The 21,375-nt window shown below is 48.8% G+C and carries 19 protein-coding genes; 8 read left to right on the top strand and 11 right to left on the bottom strand.

All coding sequences use genetic code 11. The features are described from left to right. From ACFOET_RS06615 to ACFOET_RS06600, 4 genes are all read right to left on the bottom strand, one after another. Positions 1–1,146 (bottom strand): hypothetical protein (locus ACFOET_RS06615; RefSeq protein WP_379020822.1); only part of this gene is annotated, 1,146 nt, incomplete at its 3' end. Between the two features lie 633 nt (positions 1,147–1,779). Continuing rightward, the gene (locus tag ACFOET_RS06610) at positions 1,780–2,139 is read right to left on the bottom strand and encodes a helix-turn-helix transcriptional regulator (protein WP_379020820.1); all 360 of its coding nucleotides are present in this window, start codon (positions 2,137–2,139) and stop codon (positions 1,780–1,782) included. A 679-nt stretch (positions 2,140–2,818) separates the two neighbouring features. After that, positions 2,819–3,709 (bottom strand): hydroxypyruvate isomerase family protein, encoded by an 891-nt coding sequence (locus ACFOET_RS06605; protein WP_379020818.1) that lies wholly within the window; start codon positions 3,707–3,709, stop codon positions 2,819–2,821. Positions 3,710–3,978: 269 nt separating this feature from the next. Next, positions 3,979–4,518, bottom strand: a complete 540-nt coding sequence (locus ACFOET_RS06600) for a cyclic nucleotide-binding domain-containing protein (RefSeq protein ID WP_379020817.1) — start codon at positions 4,516–4,518, stop codon at positions 3,979–3,981. Between the two features lie 287 nt (positions 4,519–4,805). On the opposite strand from ACFOET_RS06600, the gene ACFOET_RS06595 reads away from it, so the two are divergent. Both ACFOET_RS06595 and ACFOET_RS06590 read left to right on the top strand, forming a co-directional pair. Then, positions 4,806–5,414 carry a DUF4833 domain-containing protein gene (locus tag ACFOET_RS06595; RefSeq protein ID WP_379020815.1) on the top strand — a complete coding sequence of 203 codons (609 nt, stop codon included), beginning with the start codon at positions 4,806–4,808 and terminating at the stop codon, positions 5,412–5,414. Next, positions 5,411–6,097: a protein-L-isoaspartate(D-aspartate) O-methyltransferase gene (locus ACFOET_RS06590; RefSeq protein ID WP_379020813.1), complete on the top strand. Its 687-nt coding sequence runs from the start codon at positions 5,411–5,413 to the stop codon at positions 6,095–6,097. The genes ACFOET_RS06595 and ACFOET_RS06590 overlap by 4 nt, the downstream gene beginning before the upstream one ends. On the opposite strand, the gene bshC is transcribed toward ACFOET_RS06590, so the two are convergent. The 6 genes from bshC to rpmB form a co-directional block, all read right to left on the bottom strand. Continuing rightward, on the bottom strand, positions 6,094–7,683 hold the full coding sequence (gene bshC, locus ACFOET_RS06585) for a bacillithiol biosynthesis cysteine-adding enzyme BshC (RefSeq protein ID WP_379020811.1): 1,590 nt from the start codon (positions 7,681–7,683) through the stop codon (positions 6,094–6,096). The two genes, ACFOET_RS06590 and bshC, sit on opposite strands and share 4 nt — an antisense overlap. Positions 7,684–7,731: 48 nt before the next feature. Beyond that, the gene (gene rimO / locus ACFOET_RS06580) at positions 7,732–9,066 is read right to left on the bottom strand and encodes a 30S ribosomal protein S12 methylthiotransferase RimO (RefSeq protein ID WP_379020809.1); all 1,335 of its coding nucleotides are present in this window, start codon (positions 9,064–9,066) and stop codon (positions 7,732–7,734) included. 13 nt (positions 9,067–9,079) lie between these two features. Further along, a complete protein-coding gene (ftsY, locus tag ACFOET_RS06575) occupies positions 9,080–10,042 on the bottom strand; it encodes a signal recognition particle-docking protein FtsY (protein ID WP_379020807.1) in 963 nt (320 codons plus the stop codon). Between the two features lie 87 nt (positions 10,043–10,129). Continuing rightward, a complete protein-coding gene (locus tag ACFOET_RS06570) occupies positions 10,130–10,315 on the bottom strand; it encodes a DUF4295 domain-containing protein (RefSeq protein WP_379020805.1) in 186 nt (61 codons plus the stop codon). A gap of 47 nt (positions 10,316–10,362) precedes the next feature. Then, positions 10,363–10,545, bottom strand: a complete 183-nt coding sequence (gene rpmG, locus ACFOET_RS06565) for a 50S ribosomal protein L33 (RefSeq protein ID WP_090971762.1) — start codon at positions 10,543–10,545, stop codon at positions 10,363–10,365. A 49-nt stretch (positions 10,546–10,594) separates the two neighbouring features. Next, the gene (gene rpmB / locus ACFOET_RS06560; RefSeq protein ID WP_379020803.1) at positions 10,595–10,828 is read right to left on the bottom strand and encodes a 50S ribosomal protein L28; all 234 of its coding nucleotides are present in this window, start codon (positions 10,826–10,828) and stop codon (positions 10,595–10,597) included. 233 nt (positions 10,829–11,061) lie between these two features. On the opposite strand from rpmB, the gene rbfA reads away from it, so the two are divergent. Both rbfA and aat read left to right on the top strand, forming a co-directional pair. Beyond that, positions 11,062–11,433 carry a 30S ribosome-binding factor RbfA gene (gene rbfA / locus ACFOET_RS06555; protein WP_379020801.1) on the top strand — a complete coding sequence of 124 codons (372 nt, stop codon included), beginning with the start codon at positions 11,062–11,064 and terminating at the stop codon, positions 11,431–11,433. Positions 11,434–11,454: 21 nt separating this feature from the next. Beyond that, positions 11,455–12,096, top strand: a complete 642-nt coding sequence (gene aat, locus ACFOET_RS06550) for a leucyl/phenylalanyl-tRNA--protein transferase (RefSeq protein WP_379020799.1) — start codon at positions 11,455–11,457, stop codon at positions 12,094–12,096. Positions 12,097–12,105: 9 nt separating this feature from the next. Here the strand turns inward: aat and ACFOET_RS06545 are convergent, their stop codons facing one another. Continuing rightward, positions 12,106–12,852 (bottom strand): segregation and condensation protein A, encoded by a 747-nt coding sequence (locus ACFOET_RS06545; protein ID WP_379020797.1) that lies wholly within the window; start codon positions 12,850–12,852, stop codon positions 12,106–12,108. 190 nt (positions 12,853–13,042) lie between these two features. On the opposite strand from ACFOET_RS06545, the gene dxs reads away from it, so the two are divergent. The 4 genes from dxs (at position 13,043) to uvrA (ending at position 21,356) form a co-directional block, all read left to right on the top strand. Next, a complete protein-coding gene (gene dxs, locus ACFOET_RS06540; RefSeq protein WP_379020795.1) occupies positions 13,043–14,971 on the top strand; it encodes a 1-deoxy-D-xylulose-5-phosphate synthase in 1,929 nt (642 codons plus the stop codon). A 99-nt stretch (positions 14,972–15,070) separates the two neighbouring features. After that, complete coding sequence (gene pafA, locus ACFOET_RS06535) at positions 15,071–16,717, top strand: alkaline phosphatase PafA (RefSeq protein WP_379020793.1); 1,647 nt, start codon at positions 15,071–15,073, stop codon at positions 16,715–16,717. 38 nt (positions 16,718–16,755) lie between these two features. Then, positions 16,756–18,447 (top strand): ArnT family glycosyltransferase, encoded by a 1,692-nt coding sequence (locus ACFOET_RS06530; RefSeq protein WP_379020791.1) that lies wholly within the window; start codon positions 16,756–16,758, stop codon positions 18,445–18,447. A gap of 110 nt (positions 18,448–18,557) precedes the next feature. Further along, on the top strand, positions 18,558–21,356 hold the full coding sequence (uvrA, locus tag ACFOET_RS06525; RefSeq protein WP_379020789.1) for an excinuclease ABC subunit UvrA: 2,799 nt from the start codon (positions 18,558–18,560) through the stop codon (positions 21,354–21,356). The last annotated feature ends 19 nt before the right edge of the window (positions 21,357–21,375 follow it).

The raw sequence follows: 21,375 nt of genomic DNA, 5'->3' as shown, positions 1-21,375 counted from the left end.
GTCAACAAGCGCGTCGCTGTTGGCAACGATCTGGTTGTTGATGATCGAGACGATCTCATTGTACGTGTTGCTCGTGTTGTCCTGGATCTCCGTCAGCACGTCGCCTACAACATCAACCGTAACGGTCGTGCCGTCGGCGTTTACAATGGTATACGTGCCGTCTCCGTTGTCGGTGACCGTCGTCGTGTTGGCATCGAACGTCACCACCGTGCCGTCGGCTGCCGTATGCGTGAACGTGCCGTCACCGTTGTCAACAAGCGCGTCGCTGTTGGCAACGATCTGGTTGTTGATGATCGAGACGATCTCATTGTACGTGTTGCTCGTGTTGTCCTGGATCTCCGTCAGCACGTCGCCAACAACGTCGACCGTAACGGTCGTGCCGTCCTCACTGGTGTAGGTATACGTGCCGCCACCGTCGCCGACAAGCGTGGTAATGGTTTCGTTGGCCTTTACCAAGTCCTCAAAGCTGATCGTTTGCTTAGCCCCGTTTTCGTCTATATATGTAAATTCGTTGCCATCATAATTCACATTGCCACCGTATGACCGCGCGATCTCAATCAACTTGTTTTGCACGTTAGAGTCCGTTACGATTCGTTCGAAATGGCCAATTACACTAGCTGGAATATCGATCGTGACACCCGAACCTGGGATGATGTTGCCGCCGGCGTCTATTCCAGATTCGTTGTAGTAAGAATACGTTCCGTCACCGCCGTCTATCAACAAAGTCACCGTCTCAGTTTGCTGTACGATTTCCTGAAGGTTAACGACTTGCGTACTACCGCTTTGGTCAATATATGACAACTCAAAAGTGGTAGAATTATAAGAGATGTTGGAGCTATCGGTTGCGCCCACCAAGACCCATTTAGATCCGTCATTGTAATATATACCAGGAACTACATCGTTTGTCGTTGCAGTATTGAAGACCATCATTCCCGCCACATGGCTATTCAACGGTGCTGGATTGTTAACACCGACCAAGGCGACCCGCGTATGAAGCAACCCTTTGTTGGCACTTTCCAATTCCAGAATAGCATCTTCATTGGGCGAGACGTTGCCGTCTACTGTACCATCTTTCACTTTCTGTTGCGAAAACGCCGCTCCCATGACGAATACGGAAACAAGCGTGAGAAGTAATTTTCTACTCATTCTTAATTGTGTTAACATAATCAGCTTTTCGTTGATGTGCTAGTCACGCTAGCGATTGCAAGCAAACGTTATGATTGTGTGGACAAAACCTACTTTTCCGGCGATTTGCCGGGGTAAAGCATTTCCTAAAATGTTTTTATAGATCGATTCGTTGAGTGCTCCACTGTCTTTTTCAAATAGGCCAAATAGACGGCATAATGAAAGACTGTCGCATCGTTACGTTTGGTATCAACACTTGGTGCAAACTCTTCGGTTGTGATACAGCATGCGTATCAAAGCCTTCACATCACTTGGATTTTTCATAGCTTGAGGACCTAGACATAACTCTGCAGCTATAGGCAGGTTAACCGGAACAAGGGAGAATGTACCGGTTGCATAGAAATTAAATCTGCTGTTTGTAAAAGTAATCATGTCAGTCGTTTTCATAGGTAAGACCATACTGTAAAAGTACAGAAGAAATAAAGTGCCAGCGAAAATGCAGATACTCACTAATACTCACTTCAAAAAACTTCTATATAATCACCTCAAAATCAATTAAAAAAAATTAAAAAAAATAAAACAACCGCTATTGGATTTACGTTTTCTGTTCGAAGAATGGTAATGTGTACGGGACAAAGTTTCCTAGCTCGGTCTTTAAAGGCTAATAATCCACGCAACAAGGTCAACTCTACTGTCAAGTCCCAGTTTCTTTCTAATCCGGTACTTTCTATTTTCTATCGAGCGGACGGTGCAGTTTGTGAAATATGCAACTTCCTTAGTAGCAAATTGAAGATGTAGATACGCGCACAGTTCAAGTTCCTTGCCAATAAGCCTAGGCGCTTTCGTGAGCAGCTTATTGAGCACTTCCGGATATCGCTTTGAAAATTCTGTAAGAAATGCCTGGCTGCCATTTTTTGCCAGTGCAACCAGGTGTTCTAAATCGGGCAGATAATCTTTTTCGGAGTTGAGATCAAGGCTTTCGTTAACGGCACATTCACTTTTGCTTTTCGACATACGTTTCAATAAATAGATATGAACGATTAGATAATTTTCGAACCGCTTATAAAAATTTGACTTCTTCTACATGGAATTGCAAATCGAGACACTTATTTGCTAGATGTTAGAATAGAATATCGCTAGCAGGATAAAATATGCCTAAAGTTCCCGATTCGGCACTTCCCCCTGTACAAAGAAAATTTAAACATTTATTTTTTGAACAAATAAAATAGAAATATTACAACTACTCACATCGGTAAATCAGATGCCGAAAGTAATAAAAAACTTCGTCTACGATTAGAAAATAAACTAAATAGAATTAGAATTTATTTAAATAGCCTATCGTTTTGAGTTGATATTTAGGTAGATAACGGCCACCACTACGCTCCTCCCCCTACGAGGCGCATGTATGAGCGCGTTGGGAAAGTCAATAGCTACTGCGACTAAGTGCTCCATTTTTAGGCGTTTTTGTCGATATACGGTAGAAGAGCCTGTTCGACGCTCACAACAGTGCTTGAACCTGTACATGGTTACAGTAGATATACAAAAACCGGTTGTTGCGCTCGTCGAAAAAAAATAAAAAAGACTTTGCAAAGTGTAGTAAATACACTATCTTTGTACCATCATAATTTAGGTTTATAATTGGTTAGTAAAGGTTTCCATTCTCCCCGTTTGGAAACCTTTCATTTTTATCCCGTTAGCCAACGTCACAAATTTTAATCGCTTGCCGCAATGAGGTTAATGGGTTGGGGTGCTGAGGGATAAACTCCTGCGCCACAAAGCCCGTGAACCCAGTTTCCACAATAGCTTTCATTATGGCCGGATAATACAGCTCCTGTGTTTCGTCAATCTCATTTCTTCCCGGTACGCCACCTGTGTGGTAGTGCGCAATATACCTGTGATATTTGCGGATGGTAGCAATGACATCTCCTTCCATTATCTGCATGTGGTAGATATCATAAAGCAACTTAAACCGTTCGGACCCCACCTCATTACACAACGCCACCCCCCATTCGGTGGTGTCACATTGATAGTCCGGATGGTCGACCTTGCTATTCAGTAATTCCATAACCAGTGTTACACCATACTGTTCAGCAGTCTTCATTAGCCGCTTCAATCCGCGGGCACAGTTTTTAATACCTTGCTCATCATCCAATCCGCGCCGGTTGCCCGAGAAACAGATCAGCTGGCTGTACCCGGCAGCGGCCACCCTCGGAATCATGGCCGCATAGCCGGCTACGAGCTCATCATGAAGCCCGGGGTTGTTAAACCCCTCTTCAATGCCCCGGCCAGCGCCGTGCGATAGTGATGCGTATAAGCCATAACGTCGTAATACGGGCCAATCATCCGGGCCGACTAAATCGATAGCTGTGATTCCAATATCTTTTGCCGCCTTACACAGGTCGTCTAACGGAATAGACTGGTAACACCAGCGGCATACCGAATGGTTAACCTTTCCTTTAAGGGATGCAGGCAACTTCTTTCCGGCTGCCGAAAGTTGCTGCAGCATACTATTTCCTAGAACCGTGGTGGCAGCAGCGGCTTTTATAATAGCTCGACGCGAAAAGGTATGTGGCGCTGGTTTCATGATTCAAACATAACCAACATCCGGGGGATAAACAAACACAATATCAGCGCTTGCATTTCGTTAGTTCCCCCCGTGCACGGGTTTCCCTAGCATCATAAAAATTTTAAAAAAAAATTGGCAAAGTGTACGTAGTACACTATCTTTGTGTCGTCATAATTTAGGTTTATAATTGGTTAGTAAAGGTTTCCATTCTCCCCGTTTGGAAACCTTTCATTTTATATCGCCTATCGATAGCTGTTCCACCCTTTGCGCGAAGAAAGCGTTACTGTTCAGGATACACTGAAATCATTTGAAATGGCCAGGTAATCGGCCAGATCTTTGTTATTGACCCGTGCTTTTAATCCAGGAAACCGCGTTAAAAATTGCTTTTTACGCTCATTGTAAGGCATACGAACTAACTCGATACGGTCTGGCAAAAATTGCAGCCATTCGCACCACAACTGTTCGTAACATGCCGCCCACAACGGACCTCCGGACCTTAGCTGCAAGATAGCGCGGCGATCGAGCCCTAGTAGTTCGCAGTCTTCCAAGGCATAGTAGCACCGTCCAAGGATCGCGGACGGGGTAAAGAAGATACTGCTTTCGGGCAAAAGCCGCAAAATGGTAAAATCACCTGCCCCCGGCCAGCAAACACATTCCTTGATAAGCCCCTGGGCGACGAAATAAATGCCGCCGGGCTTCAACTCCAATCTATTTCCTTTGCTGGCAACTGCGCTGTGGAGATTACTGCACAGGGCATTCCATGCGTCGCCATGAAATGGGCCATACGGCGAAAGACGGCGCTTAAGTAGTTCTGTTGACACTTCCATCTGGGTGTTAATTGGTGAATGATCCGCATTACCTCCTTTTTTGACATGTTTTACCGTAGGTTTGTTTTTCCTTTTAAGTTCCTTTTGCCTATCCATGTCACCTACACGAGCGCACGAGCAATCTGGCACGCCGCGATCGGCGCCAAGAAGCGTGTGGTATCATGATATCGTTATTCCATCATTCAAGACCCAAAAGAAAAAGCATCTGTTTTGTCTCTATAACCATCCAAGTGCGAATATGTTTTATCCAAATTTTTTTAGTTATCTTTGGAAAAAGGAGGCAGGTTATGCAAACATATCCGTTTTTCAAGCCGTACGCATTATTTGATATTTGGCGATACAGCAAACTCAAAGGCAGCATCGGTGTAATTCTCCTTTTCTCCACGATCGGTCTTATTGCCCAGCAGAGCAAACTCGAAGAAAAGATAGCTGTAGACCAGCTACCGGTACCCAACGAAAACAAACAGCTGTTCTACCTCCAACGGGACCCCGACGAAAATACAGTTGTTTATCAGCTCAACATGGCGGACAGTGTGCCGGACCCCGAAGAGCCAGTAAACGTATATTGGATTCGCTATGCCGAAGGCGGTACGCGTAAGGAGCTTAATTTTGTGCAGCGCACGATGGCTTACGGCGTTAGCCACAAAGTACTGCCTAATGGGGATATCGAGTTGCGGTTAGCCGCGTATAAGAGCTTGCCCCTTCGGCTTTCCTTCTGCGAGAAAAACAAAAAATACGTGGTCTACGCATCCATCAACGGCCGGGATGCTATACTCGACCGCATCTTTGTACGAATCGACGGGGGAAGCACGTTTAGCCCCGACATCGCTTATTTTGAATTAAGTGGCCGGGACGCTATTACGCTGGCGCGGGTGACTAAACGGATCATACCATGAAAACGCTGATAATTTTTTGGTTTGTGGTGCTTGTAGCCGAGCCCGGCACTGCACAGGACGATGAGCGTCGCCGCAGGGCCATGGTAAGCAAGCAAATCGTCTCCCGCGGCGTGGATCACCGTGCCACGCTGGAGGCTATGCGCAAGGTGGAGAGGCATCTGTTCGTCCCATCAGAATACCAGCAAAACGCGTATGACGATTCTTCACTGCCCATTGGGCATGGCCAAACGATTTCTCAACCCTATATCGTCGCGTACATGACTCAGTTGCTCGACCCTAAACCCGAACACCGGGTGCTTGAAATCGGCACCGGATCGGGATATCAGGCGGCAGTACTGGCTGAAATCGTGAAGGAGGTATACACCATTGAAATCGTTGAAAGGCTGGGCAACCAAGCCAAACAAGTAATGGACCGGTTAGGCTACGACAATGTCACCGTCTCCATCGGCGATGGCTATAAAGGACTTCCGGATAAAGCTCCTTTTGATGCAATCTTATTGACCGCGGCGCCGGAGGAGATTCCTCCGCCGTTGATTGAGCAATTAAAGGAGGGCGGGAAATTGGTTGCGCCAGTGGGACCGCAAAATGCTGTGCAAACACTGGTCGTCCTAGAGAAGAAACAGGGTAAAATCTCCCGTCGGGAATTGTCTCCCGTACGCTTTGTGCCGTTTACTCGAAACTAGTAAATGATCGTAAATTTAAAGTCAAGCGGTCTGAAATGCTCCAACAATTCGCTGATGAGTGCATCACCGTATTTGATGTACAGCAATCCGAAGTTCTCTGAACGCTCCTGCAACACACCGCCCGGAAAAAGCTTTTCCTTGATACGGTCTATTTGAATCAGTGCATCTTCATGATTCCGCTTATCTGCTTTAAGCAATTTCTTCTCCAGATTGTTTATAGCCTTCCGTAGCCGTGCTTTTACGGCATCCGTACTCGGCCCTAAGCTAGGATCAATCTTATGTGCCCGCAACCTGAGCTTGCTGAAGATGGAATTGAGTTCCATCCATTCGTCGTTAAGATTCAGACGGTGTTTGGTGTGCCGTCGCACATACTCTTTTTTTAGTTCAGCGGTATCTTTGAAGACGCTCTTGAAGGTAAGGTCCAACCGGAGCACCTTTACAGCCATGTTGTCGTCTGTCACCATCGCTGAGTTGCGCAACACCAATATTGGGAAGTCTGTGCCGTAATGCTGGAAGCAGGATTTCAACTGCAACCAGTATACAATCTCGGCCCCTCCGCCGATATAAGCGAGATTGGGTAATATGATCTCCTGATAAAGCGGACGCATCACTACGTTTGGGCTAAACCGATCTGGATGATTGTTGATTTCTGCCCGTAGCTCTTCTTCGGAGAAATAAATACCCTGATGAAGGACCTCATACCGGCCGTCGCCGAGCCGAACAATACGCTCGCGAAACGTATTGGTGAGATAGAAAAAGTTGATCTCACGGGCATGGACCTGAACCGAAAACCCTGCTTGCTTAAGGGCCTCGGACGTGCCCTCAATGGCTTTATGGCTATGTTCTCCAATGATATCCTGTTCGATAACGGGGGCAAAACGCTGCTTGAGTAAAACGTCATCGGCATCCAAAACGACTAGACCATGTGCGCCAAACAACGCGTTGACGAGGTACCTGGTGGCGGCAGAGAGTTCGTCATGCTGCAAATAGGCTTCTTCCACCAGCTTCGCAAGCTTAGTGGAGTTGTCTGAAAGGCCAAGAAAACGCTGATATTGCCGCACCACTTCAACCATTCCGGCCGTTCTTGTCCTACCCGTGGCGCCATGTATGGTAGCGTCCCACACCAATCGCTTACCGTGCAGGCGGGTGTGGTTGATCTCCGCAAAGTCATGGTCTTCGGTAGCCATCCAATAAACCGGCACGAAGGTATAATCCGGAAAAGCCGCCTTCAGGTCGCGAGCAAGCTTGATGGTGGTGACTATTTTGAAGATGAAATAAAGCGGTCCTGTAAAAATGTTGAGTTGATGGCCTGTAGTAACAGTGAACGTACGCTCATTCAGCAGCGACTCCACATTCGAGGCGACCGCAGGCCAGTCGTTCAACGCCTTTCCATACTGACGGCGCAGACTGTGTACCAATACACCTCGGTCAGACTTCTCTGTCTTGGTCTGTAACTGCTTCGCGAAACCGTTCATATCCGGCCTGTTACCCGCAAAAGGGGCAAGCGCTGGGTCGCCGTCCAGATAGGCCAACAGTGTCTGGGAGAAGCTGTTCGTATCTTTATAATCTATATAAGTCGCCTTCATTGGTAAACAAAGATAGTGCATGCCCCCAAAAACAGCGATTGATAACGATTATTTGACAATCGTTCCATACAAGTCGAAATCTTCCGCACGATCTATGCGCACCTGTGCAAAGCGACCCACCGTTGCGAAGCGGTCTGCTGTCGGTATGAGCACTTCGTTATCCACCTCGGGCGAGTCGTATTCTGTACGGGCCACAAAGTACTGTCCCTCTACTTTATCTACCAATACCTTGTAGGTATTCCCCACTTTGGCTTGGTTAATATCGTAGGAGATGCTCTGCTGAATTTCCATAATCTGTTCTACACGTGCAGCTTTTTGCTCTTCTGGCACATCATCGACCAAGCTGTGCGCATGGGTCTTTTCCTCGTGCGAATAAGTAAAGCAGCCGAGGCGATCGAAGCGTGTGCTGGCCACCCATTGCCGTAATTCCTCAGCATCCTTTTCTGTCTCGCCGGGGTAGCCGCAAATGAGCGTGGTGCGGAGTGCGATGTCAGGCACGCGATCCCGGATAGCATTGACGAGATCGATGGTCTTCTGCTTCGTAATGCCACGGCGCATCGACTTGAGCATGCTGTCGCTGATGTGCTGCAAGGGCATATCAAGGTATTTGCAGATGTTGCTGCGTTCATTCATCACGTCAAGGATATCCATAGGAAATCCAGAAGGGTAGGCATATTGCAGCCGTATCCATTCAATGCCTGCGACATCAGAAAGACGACGAAGTAAGTCGGCAAGACTGCGCTTGCCGTAGCGGTCAAGCCCATAATAGGTAAGGTCTTGCGCAATAAGGATAAGTTCTTTGGTTCCGTTTTTTGCCAGGTGCTTGGCTTCATCTACCAAGCTTTCCATAGGCTTGGACACATGCTTGCCACGCATAAGCGGGATGGCGCAAAATGAACACGGACGGTTGCACCCTTCAGCAATTTTAAAATAGGCGAAGTGGGAGGGTGTGGTGAGCATACGCTCGCCGAGCAGTTCATGCTTATAATCGGCTCCAATGGTACCCAACAGCTCCGGCAGGTCGTTGGTACCGAAATAGGCGTCAACATTGGGAATCTCCGCCTGCAATTCAGGTTTATACCGCTCGGAAAGGCAGCCGGTTACGATTACCTTGCCTACTTTGCCTTCATCCTTAAGCGCGCTGTATTGAAGAATTGTGTCAATGGACTCCTGTTTGGCATTGTCTATAAAGCCACAGGTGTTGATGACTACGATGTCATCAGCCTGTATGTTACTGGCTTCATGTACCACCCGTATATCATTACCTTGCAATTGACCCATGAGTACTTCACTGTCATGAATATTCTTTGAGCAGCCAAGTGTAACCACATTTACACGGGGGTTACCAACCGCGGGAGATAGTTTGGATTGTTTTGTTTTCATGGTATGCGCGTCTTCACTTGAATAGCGAATCCACAAACTCCTTTTTGTTGAATAACTGGAGATCGCCCACCTTCTCGCCTACACCGATATATTTTACCGGAATCTTGAACTGGTCTGAAACACCAATGACTACGCCACCTTTAGCAGTGCCGTCAAGCTTCGTGAGGGCTAACGCATTCACGTCAGTGGCTTGCATGAATTGCTTGCACTGTTCGATGGCGTTCTGTCCGGTAGACGCATCAAGCACCAATAAGATCTCATGTGGAGCGCCGGGCACCACTTTATGCATCACCTGCTTGATTTTAGTAAGTTCATTCATCAGGGCGACCTTGTTGTGCAGCCTCCCAGCAGTATCGATGATCGCTACGTCATCGCCGTTCGACACGGCAGACTTCACCGTATCATATGCTACGGAAGCGGGATCTGATCCCATCGCCTGTGCAACAACGCGCACGCCGACACGCTCGCCCCAAAGTTTGATCTGGTCTACCGCTGCAGCCCGGAACGTATCAGCGGCCCCTAACACCACTTTACTTCCTGCTTCCTTTAACTGGTAAGCCAGCTTGCCAATCGTCGTCGTCTTACCCACGCCGTTGACGCCTACCACCATAATGACATAAGGGCGGTGTTCACCATATTCGAAATGCTCGAAATCCGAGCTGTTGTTTTCGGCAAGCAGCGCCTGTATTTCGTCTCGCAGGATAGCATTAAGTTCGGATGTGTTGACGTATTTTTCCCGAGACACCCGGGTCTGAATGCGCTCTATGATCTTGAGCGTCGTGCTCACACCCACGTCAGACGTGACCAGCACCTCTTCCAGGTCGTCGAGTACCTCATCGTCAACGGTGGATTTGCCCACCACTGCCTTGGTAATCTTGGAGAAAAACCCTTCTTTAGTTTTCTCCAGCCCTTTGTCAAGCGCTTCCTGTGCCTCGGGTGTTTCTTGTTTCTTCTTTAAAAAATCAAATAGTCCCATAGCTGTTGCCGCTAAGTTATAACCATAACAAAAAAGCCCTTCCGGTAGACCTCCGAAACGGCTTCTCTTAATGCCACTAGCACAAAATTACTGCTCAACCGATTCAATAACGGCTTCACGGGCCACCTCGATGGCTTCTTTCACGTGGTCGTTGTGTGCAATTAGTTCCTTGAAGGTGTATGCACCGGTCTTTGGAGATTTAACCGCGGTGATGACCTTGGTGTAATCTTTGCCTTTACCGGTTTTGAGCGATGCTACTGCTTTCTTTGCCATGTCTTTCTATAATTTATGCAGCTTGCTACCTGAAAGCTACTGCCGAGTTATTTAATCTCTTTGTGAACGGTAACGCGCCTTAATATGGGATTGAACTTCTTCAATTCCAACCGTTCGGTCGTATTTTTTTTGTTTTTCGTGGTAATATACCGCGACATACCGGGGAGACCGCTTTCCTTGTGCTCGGTACATTCCAAAATCACCTGTACCCTATTTCCTTTTTTAGCCATTGCTTTACTCTATTATCATCTGCCGAAATCGGACAGACAGTATTCCGAATTAAACGTATCCTTTTTTGATAAACTTATTGATCACGGCCGTAATACCGTTTTTGTTGATGGTCTTTATCGCTGAGGTGGATACTTTCAGGGTAATCCAGCGGTTTTCCTCGGGAATGAAGAACCGCTTGGTCTGCAAGTTGGGATAAAACTTGCGCTTCGTCTTCATATTTGAATTGGAAACGCTGTAACCGTTCATCGCCCCTTTTCCTGTTAAATCACAAACTCTTGACATGATCGTATGCTTTATTATCTAATATAAATGCCCTTTTCGCAAAGAGCTTGCAAATATCAGCATTTGTTTTCTATTTTACAATTTTTTTTTGAATTGAAAAAATGATCCAGTATTAGTTTGCTTACTGCAAGGCACGAGTCGACCCGCGTATACCAGCCAATCGTTCAGGAAAAATCATTACCTTTGTACTGAGTATTGGTTACATCCGTTAATATTTTATAAAGCACCTAACCATGAGCACAGAAAGCAAGAGGCAACAACGATTTGCGGGAGTCATACAGCAGGATATGGGAGAGCTCTTCCAGCGGGAGGGCAGCGCATGGGCACCGGGCGCCTTTATCACCGTCACACGTGTACGGGTGACCCCGGATTTGGCCCTCGCACGGGTGTATCTGAGCTTCCTTAATACCAAGCAGGCCAAGGAAGATTTAAAACTTATCAAATCTCACGCCAACGAAATTCGCTACAAATTAGGAGTTCGCATCAAAAATCAGGCGCGCATCGTACCACAACTCGAGTTTTTCCTTGATGATACCAACGAATATGTAGAGCACATGGACAAACTTTTCGACGAGATAAGCAAGGAGCCGCGGCAACCCGAGTAAATTGGGCGATTTTCGAACCGGATGATTTTCCAACTGGACATACACGACATCCGCTTTCCCGACCCGCAGCTGGCTGAACCGGACGGCCTGCTCGCCATCGGCGGTGATTTGCGTCCCGAACGACTCGTGGAAGCGTACCGCCAAGGCATCTTCCCCTGGTTTAATGATGATACACCGATATTATGGTATTCGCCGCATGAACGGTTTGTGCTGTTCCCCGACGAATTGAGGATCAGTAAGAGTATGCGGCAACTCCTGCGGTCAGGGCGTTTTCAAATAACTTACGACCGAGCTTTCGCGGAGGTGATAGCCGCATGTGCCAGCCAGCCCCGGCGCGGACAACAGGGCACCTGGATAACGAAAGATATGCAGGAGGCCTATTGCAAACTCAATGAAATAGGCGTTGCACATGCCGTGGAAACGTGGCGCGGCAGCGAGCTGGTGGGAGGGCTGTATGGCGTGGCGGTCGGGCAGGTGTTCTGTGGGGAAAGCATGTTCAGCAAAGCGGCCAACGCTTCCAAAGCGGCGCTGACCGACCTTTGCCTTTCCGGAAGTTACCGCATGATCGATTGCCAGGTGTACACCGACCACTTGGCATCGCTGGGGGCGCGGCTAATCCCCCGGGCGACATACCTATCATGGTTAAACAATGGCCAAAATTAGAGAAAACCGCTATGCCTTCTTTTCGAGGACCCAGAAGTTATTGAACCCCACCCCGCTTTGCAATTCCAACAATTGTTGCTGTAGCATCTCTAGTATTGCGAGAAAATTGTAAACGAGCTGCACCTTGTTTTCAGAGTTTTTTACTATGGTGCCAAAATCGAGCTTTTTGTTGATCGCTACCAGCGAGGCTATCGCTTCCTTCTGCTGTTCAATGGTGTAAGGATATCTAACCACCGTATGCCGTACTTCGTTGTTCCGCTTCACATAATGGTACATCAGCTTTTCATACACCATCATGAGTTTATACAAATCAAAGGTGGCCAACTCTTCGCCTTGGCCTGCGAACTCCCCTGCGGCGCGCAGATCCGTTAGAATATTGCCCCGTTTAAACTGCATCAGCCGCCGCTCTTCCAAAATACGCAGCTCGTCTGACACTTCCTTGAACTGTTTGTAGAGCACCAGCTTCTGCACAAGGTCCTGCTTGGGGTCAATTTCATTGCCCTCCTCATCCAGTTCGGGCCGCGGCAACAGCATCTTTGCCTTGATGCGCATCAGTGTGGCAGCTACGAAAATAAATTCGCTGGCCAACTCCATATTGAGCGCTTGCATATGCTGTATGTAGTCCAAAAAATCGTTGGTAATCCTGGCAATGGGGATATCATGTATATTCAGCTCATCGCGTTCGATGAAAAACAATAGTAAATCAAACGGCCCCTCAAACTGCGGGAGCTTTATTTCATACCCTTCTGCTTGCACTCAACAAAAGTAAGAAATGGCTGTTATTTATAACGGTTGGGATCGTTGTTTCTTCACAAAGAAGCGTAAAAACTCTTTATAATATAAAGAATCAGACATTTGCAAAGAAAGATTAAAGATGTAGGAAATAATCGACAGGGCGTATCAATAATTATTGTTTACTTTGTATCAGTTTTTCAAACCGGACATTATGGAGATTGAAGCCGGAGAGCTACTCAAACGCATAAACACACCCGCCGACCTGAAACGGCTTGACCATGCCGATTTGGTGAAGCTGTGCGGCGAGTTACGACAATACATAATCGACACCGTATCGGTTCACGGAGGGCATTTTGCAGCCAGCCTTGGCGTAGTGGAGCTGAGTGTGGCGTTGCATTATGTACTCAATACACCCTACGACCAACTGGTTTGGGACGTCGGCCATCAGGCATATGGACATAAGATATTGACCGGTAGACGAGAGGTGTTTCATACTAACCGCGTGCTGGGTGGCATCAGCGGGTTCCCGAAGCGTGCCGAAAGCGAATATGACTCGTTTGGCGTGGGCCACTCATCTACTTCCATTTCTGCGGCATTGGGTATGGCAGTGGCTTCACATTACAAGGGCGAAACCGACAGACAGCACGTCGCTGTCATCGGCGATGGCGCGATGACAGCCGGAATGGCCTTCGAAGCACTCAACCATGCCGGCATCGAAAAATCAAACCTCCTGGTCATCCTCAATGATAACTGCATGTCCATCGACCCGAATGTAGGGGCACTGAAAGAATACTTGACCAGCATCACTACGTCAAAATCATGGAACCGATTCAGGGACGATATTGGCCATGTGCTGGCTAAAATATCTGAAATAGGTCCCGACGCGCTGGGCATCGCCAAAAAAATAGAGAAAAGCATCAAGGGCACACTGCTTAAAAACAGTAACCTATTTGAATCGCTCAACTTCAGGTATTTCGGTCCTGTGGATGGACACGACATAAAGCGGCTGGTGAATACGCTGGACGACCTGCGCGATCTCCCAGGCCCCAAACTGCTGCATTGCATCACCGTAAAAGGTAAGGGCTATGCGTTGGCCGAAAAGGACCAGACTACCTGGCATGCTCCCGGATTATTTGACAAAATCACCGGGGAAATCAAGAAATCCAAAACAGAGAAACCTGCTGCGCCGAAATACCAGGACGTTTTCGGTCATACACTGGTAGAACTAGCGGAGGCCAACGACAAAATCATGGGCATTACGCCAGCTATGCCCTCGGGCTCTTCCATGAACATTATGATGAAGGCCTTACCGGACCGCGCTTTTGATGTGGGTATTGCCGAACAGCACGCGGTAACATTTTCTGCCGGTCTGGCGACTCAGGGCATGGTGCCTTTCTGCAATATTTACTCCAGTTTCATGCAGCGGGCCTATGACCAGGTCATACATGATGTGGCTATCCAAAATCTTCATGTGGTTTTTTGTCTCGACCGAGCAGGTATCGCCGGTGCAGACGGCCCCACACACCACGGAGCCTATGACCTCGCGTACATGCGGTGTATTCCAAATCTAGTGGTGTCAGCGCCCATGAACGAGGAGGAATTGCGCAACCTGATGTATACCGCCCAGCTGGATGGAGCAGGCCCATTCGTCATACGCTACCCGCGTGGGCAAGGGGTAATGCCCGACTGGCGAAGACCGCTCAACGCTATACCGATAGGCAAAGGCCGCAAAATATCCGATGGGGAAGAGCTCGCGTTGCTCAGCATCGGCCATATCGGGAATGAAGCAGTCAAAGCCTGCGTTTTGCTCAACGGGGAAGGAATATTCCCGGCACACTACGACCTGCGTTTTGTAAAGCCGCTGGACGAAGATCTGCTGCATGAGGTTTTCCGCAAATTCAAGAAAATCATCACCATCGAAGACGGCTGCATCCAAGGCGGCATGGGTAGTGCTGTGCTCGAGTTTATGGCAGATCACGGCTATCAATCAACGGTAGTACGTCTGGGCATCCCCGACGAAGTGATTGAGCACGGCGAACAGCAGGAGCTTTGGTCCCTCTGCGGTTATGACCACCACGGCATCTGCGATGCCGTACGGAAAATAACCGTAAGCCGCAAAACGGACAGCCTTGCGGGCTAATGCGTTTGTAGCCTCCTGCCTTCTAATCCCGGGCATTATTTACTAATTTAGCCGCCAATACCGCTTCGGTGTTATATTTTGTTTTCGGAACAGCGCATTATGAATTTAAAAAAGTTATGCTTCGTTTGTTGTGGGATATTCCTACTTTGTGTCTATGCAAACGCACAGCAGCCTATTTCTAAACCAAAACTGGTTGTCGGCCTCATGGTCGACCAAATGCGTTGGGACTACCTTTACCGCTTCTATGATCGCTATGGAGAAGGTGGCTTCAAACGATTGTTGAACGAAGGGTTTTCGTGCGATAACACATATATCGACTACGTTCCCACATACACGGCAATCGGTCATAGTACCGTTTATACTGGTAGCGTTCCGGCCATACACGGTATTGCCGGCAATGATTTTATTATCCAGCAAACGGGGCGGCGGATGTACTGTACGCAAGATGACAACGTGAGTGGCGTGGGCACCGACAGAAGTGAAGGCAAACAGTCTCCCCGCAACCTGCTCACCTCTACCATCACCGACCAGCTCAAACTGGCTACCAACTTTCGCTCAAAAGTCATTGGTATCGCTATTAAAGACCGGGGAGGCATCCTTCCCGCAGGACATTTTGCCGATGCGGCCTACTGGTTTGAAGGCAATTCCGGGGACTGGATTTCCAGCACCTTCTACATGCAGGAATTGCCCGAATGGGTAAAAAAATTCAATGCGCAAAAACTGACCGAGAAATACCTGATGCAAGACTGGAATACACTTTATCCTATTGACACCTACACGCAAAGCATCGAGGACGATAATCACTATGAGGCGACCTATCTTGGAGAAGACGCCCCTGTGTTTCCTAAAAAACTCAGTGCGCTGGTCAAAGACAACGGTCTCGGTCTGATCAGTACAACGCCTTTTGGCAATACACTTACCTTGGACTTGGCCAAGGCCGCTATCGTTAACGAGCGACTTGGGGATAATCCGGGTGGCTTTACAGACATGCTCTGTCTGAGCCTTTCTTCTACTGATTACATCGGCCATCAGTTCTCGGTCAACGCCATTGAGATCGAAGACACGTATCTCCGCCTGGATAAAGAATTGGAAGCATTCTTTGCTTTTTTGGATGAAAAGGTGGGTAAAAACGAATATACCTTATTTCTCACGGCCGATCACGGCGCTTCGCACAATCCTTTGTTTTTCTTAGATAAACGGGGCAATGCGGGCTACTTCGACGAGCGCAATGCGCTGGCGGGCCTGAATGCACTACTCGACGAAAAGTTCGGAAAGCCGAAAATTGTACGCAGCTTGATGAACTACCAGGTACACCTCGACTATGAGGCGCTTGAAACCAACGATCTCGACGAAGAATCCGTTAAGGAAACGGCCGTCAAGTTTCTGCGCAAGTTGGACGGTGTGGCGTTCGTAACCGACATGGAAAAAGCTGGGACATCGAGCATTCCCGCCCGCATCCGTGAACGGATTGTTAACGGATACAACTCCAAACGCAGCGGATGCATACAAATTATCCTCGAGCCGCAGTGGTACAGCGGCTCGCCCCGTTCTCGTGGCACCACCCACGGCACATGGGCGTCTTACGATGCGCACATTCCACTGGTCTGGATGGGCTGGGGCATCAAACACGGTGTCACCAACCGCACAACACATATGACCGATATCGCATCCACATTAGCCGCACTGCTTCACATCGAGGAACCGAATGGAAACATCGGACAACCGATAGTGGATTTGTTGGAATAAGCATTGCGCTCAAAGGCTGAATAACCGTATCCACTTCGATGTTGACCAAATCCACCTTCAGACTCCTCTGCACCATAGGCATTGCCGTAAATGCGATCGGTCTGTTTACAGGCGTAATGATGATCGATGGCGCGCTCTACGCCCTCATCGCGAAAAACATGGTGCTGAGTGGTAATTATCTTTTCCTTACGCTCCATGGATTCGACTGGCTCGATAAACCGCATTTCCAGTTCTGGTGCACCGCGCTTAGCTACCATGTGTTTGGTATCAATGACTTCGCTTACAAATTTCCCGCGTTCATTTTCTGGCTCATTGGGGCATGGTACACTTATTTGCTGGCCGACAAGCTATATGGCAGGAAGGCGGCGCAGGTCGGCGTATTGGTTTATCTCAGTTCCTTGCACCTGATCCTCTGCAACTCGGCTGTCAATGCCGAACCTTACCTAACCGGGATGATCATCGCCTCCGTCTATCATTTATATCGGGTATATCAACGCGGTTCGTTTGGTCAGCTGGTTCTCGGCGCATTGTGGGCTTCAATGGCCGTAATGACTAAAGGAATATTTGTGTTGATCCTTATTGGAAGCGGTTTCATGGTGCTGTGGATAATCCGGAAAGAGTGGAAGCAATTCCTTAATTACAGGTGGTACGTTGCCTTCGCATTCGTCCTGCTGTTCATTCTACCAGAACTGTATAGCCTCTACAGCCAGTTTGACGCAAGGCCCGAGGTGGAAGTCTTCGGGCGGAAAAACGTGTCGGGTCTCCGCTTTTTTTTCTGGGATAGCCAATTCGGGCGTTTTTTTAATACCGGCCCCATAACAGGGCACGGCGATCCGTTCTTTTACCTGCACACAGTTTTGTGGGCCTTCCTGCCGTGGTCGATCCTGCTCTTGTTTACGGTCTATTTTTCCGTTAACAGATGGAAGGGCATCGCGCCACACCCGCTGTTATGGGGCGCAGTCTTCGTTCCGTTTCTCATGTTTTCGGCCTCCGAATTTCAACTGCCTCATTACCTGAATGCGCTCTTTCCCATGATGAGCATCTGGGTAGCCCAATTGCTGGTTAGCCTCGATCGATTGCCTGCCTCTCATGTGATACACCGTGTGCAATGGTATTTGGCTGCCGTACTCATTCCGGCACTTTGCGCCTTGACATTCCTGTTTCACGACCGCGGCTGGATGGGATTTGTTGGAGCCGTTGCGGTTGCAGGTGTAGCGGCATTCTTTTTTTTCCGGCGTCCGTCGGTGATTAACACGTTAGCCATTAGTTACAGCACAGGGATTTTGATCGGTGTCTTCTATGGGGCGTATCTTTATCCCGGGCTATTGGCATACCAAGGGGGAAGCGCCATGGGTGATTACATCAACACACACTTAACGAGAGGTCCCAGAGCAGATCGCTTGTATGTGCTGGATTTGGATATCCGGAATTTTACATTAGGGTTCCGGAGCGATATCCCGTTGCAGGCGATCAGGTCTGCCGAACAGTGGGATGCAGTGCTCGACGGAAGCCTGCTGGCCGTGGCGGATCTGCGGCTGAACGAGCTCCCCGACGCGTATAAAATAACCGAAATCGCTACGTTTTCCGACTATCGGGTAAGCCGGATTACGCCAAAATTCTTTTATTATCGAACCCGCGAGGCACAACTTGGCAAGTTCCACCTCGTACGGCTGACCAAGAAACCAGCCGGGCCGGATTCGGATTCCAGTCCGCCGAAAACGGCGGATTAGAAAAATTAAAATTCCGGCCAGGGCATTATGGTCAGCGCTCGATACTAAAAAAATTATCCGTACTTTTGTGTTCGTCCGTTCGATAGCCGGCGGACTTGTATATCCCATATATGAATACAGCAACGCTCGACCCCAAAACACATATCATCATTAAAGGTGCACGTGTACACAATCTCAAAAATGTGGACGTAGCCATTCCCAAAAACAAACTCGTGGTCATCACAGGCATGTCCGGCTCGGGAAAGTCTTCGTTGGCCTTCGACACGCTTTATGCGGAGGGGCAACGCCGCTATGTGGAAAGCCTTTCGTCTTACGCCAGGCAGTTTATGGGGCGGATGAGCAAACCGGAGGTGGACTACATTAAAGGTATCGCACCGGCCATCGCCATTGAGCAACGCGTAATCACCAGCAACCCACGTTCTACCGTGGGAACCTCCACCGAAATCTATGATTACCTAAAACTGCTCTATGCCCGTATCGGCCGAACATACTCTCCCGTTTCCGGCGGGCAGGTAAAGAAGGACACGGTAACGTCGGTAACCAGTTTCGCTACCAAGCTACCCAATGGCACGGTGACGACCATTACTGCACCCTTGCACCCCACCAACAACCGTAAGCTTAAAGAAGAACTGGCCATCCTGTTGCAAAAGGGGTTTGTACGGGTCATTCACCAAGGCACAATACATAAAATCGAGGCCCTGCTGGAAGACCCGGCGGTTGAAAACCGGCCGGCCAAACTTGGAGATCTCCTGATTGTGATTGACCGCATTGCGATAGACGGCGAGGAAGATACAGCCAGCCGCATTGCAGATTCTGTACAGACGGCTTTCTTTGAAGGAAAAGGCGATTGCCACGTAGATGAAAACGGAACGGTTCACACGTTTTCTGACCGCTTCGAATTAGACGGCCTTACGTTTGAGGAGCCAACACCCAATTTTTTCAGCTTCAACAACCCCTACGGTGCATGCAAACGCTGCGAAGGATATGGCCGCATCATCGGCATAGACCCAGACCTGGTTATTCCCGACAAAAGCCGGTCAATATACGATGGCGCCATTGCACCGTGGCGCGGCGAAAAAATGGGTGAATGGTTACAGCGGCTATTGCGCACATCGACCCGGTTCGACTTTCCGATTCACCGGCCTTATCGCGATCTCACCGATGCCCAAAAGGAATTACTCTGGACGGGAAACCAATATTTCGATGGGCTGAACCGGTTCTTTGAAGAGCTGGAAACGCAGACCTACAAAATACAGTACCGCGTCATGCTATCCCGTTACCGGGGGAAAACAGATTGTCCCGAATGTAAGGGTACGCGCCTGCGCAAAGACGCGGCTTATGTGAAAATAGCCGGAAAATCCATTTCAGATGTGGTGCTGATGCCCCTTGATGCCGCGCTGGATTTCTTTCGAAGCCTCCAATTGCCGGAAAACGACGCCAAAATTGCGCAGCGCCTGCTTACGGAGGTTTGCAACCGCCTGCAGTACCTCACCGATGTAGGGCTGAGCTACCTTACGCTCAACCGGCTTTCGAACACCCTGTCGGGGGGCGAATCTCAGCGCATCAACCTCGCCACCTCACTGGGCAGCTCGTTGGTAGGCTCAATTTACGTGCTCGATGAGCCGAGCATCGGATTGCACCCCCGGGATACCCAACGCCTCATCAGCGTGCTCAAATCCTTGCGTAATGCAGGAAATACCGTGCTGGTTGTTGAGCATGAGCAGGAGATGATGCAGGCAGCCGATTACCTCATCGACATCGGACCAGAGGCGGGCGTGAACGGCGGCCGATTGATATTCGATGGCACCTATGAAGAGTTGCTGAAGGATACCAAAAGCCTTACCGGCAAATACCTGAGTGGTAAAGACCGAATTCCGGTGCCTGCAAGCCGCCGAAAATGGCACGACGCCGTGGTCATCAAGGGAGCGCGTGAAAATAATCTTAAAGGCATCGACGTGCGGTTCCCACTCAATGTCTTTACCGTCGTAACGGGAGTTTCAGGATCGGGAAAGACGTCCCTCGTAAAGCGCATCCTTTACCCTGCGCTCCAAAAAGCTCTTGGTAATTATTCGGGCGAACAAACTGGTTTATACGACGGTATCGAGGGCGACATCCAGCGGGTGGAGCGCGTCGAATTGGTAGATCAAAATCCCATCGGCCGCTCGTCGCGATCCAATCCGGTAACCTATGTAAAGGCATGGGACGAAATCCGTACGTTGTACAGTGCCCAGCCTGCGGCTAAAGCCGCGGGACTGAAACCCGCCGCATTTTCCTTCAACGTGGAAGGTGGACGCTGCGAGGCATGTCAAGGAGAAGGCGAAGTGAAAATCGAAATGCAGTTTATGGCGGACATTGTGCTTCCCTGCGAGTCATGCGGAGGCAAACGCTTTAAACAACACGTCCTCGACATCACGTGGAAAGAGAAAAATGTTTCGGATATCCTAGAGCTCAGCGTAAGTGAAGCGCTTGATTTTTTTACGGATCAGCCCAAGATATTGGCTAAGTTGCAACCACTCGCAGACGTAGGGCTCAGCTACGTGAAACTCGGTCAGTCGTCAAGCACGCTGTCCGGCGGCGAAGCCCAGCGCATCAAACTGGCATCTTTTCTAATTAAAGGCAACCAGAGCAAAAACACGCTGTTTATCTTTGACGAGCCCACCACCGGACTCCATTTTCACGACATCAAAAAGTTGCTGAACTCATTCAGTGCACTTATCGCGCAAGGCAATAGCATACTGGTCATCGAACACAACATGGACATGATTAAAAGCGCTGACTGGATTATCGACATCGGGCCGGAGGGCGGTGACCAGGGCGGCGACCTTATATTTGAAGGTACCCCCGAAGCGATGACAGAAAATGCGGATACTCATACAGCACAGTTCTTGAAAGCGTATTTGCATTCATAACATCTGCATAGCAGCCACA

It is taken from the genome of Parapedobacter deserti, from assembly GCF_042646065.1.
GTDB lineage: Bacteria > Bacteroidota > Bacteroidia > Sphingobacteriales > Sphingobacteriaceae > Parapedobacter > Parapedobacter deserti.
This window is presented reverse-complemented; position numbering and strand designations above follow the sequence as displayed.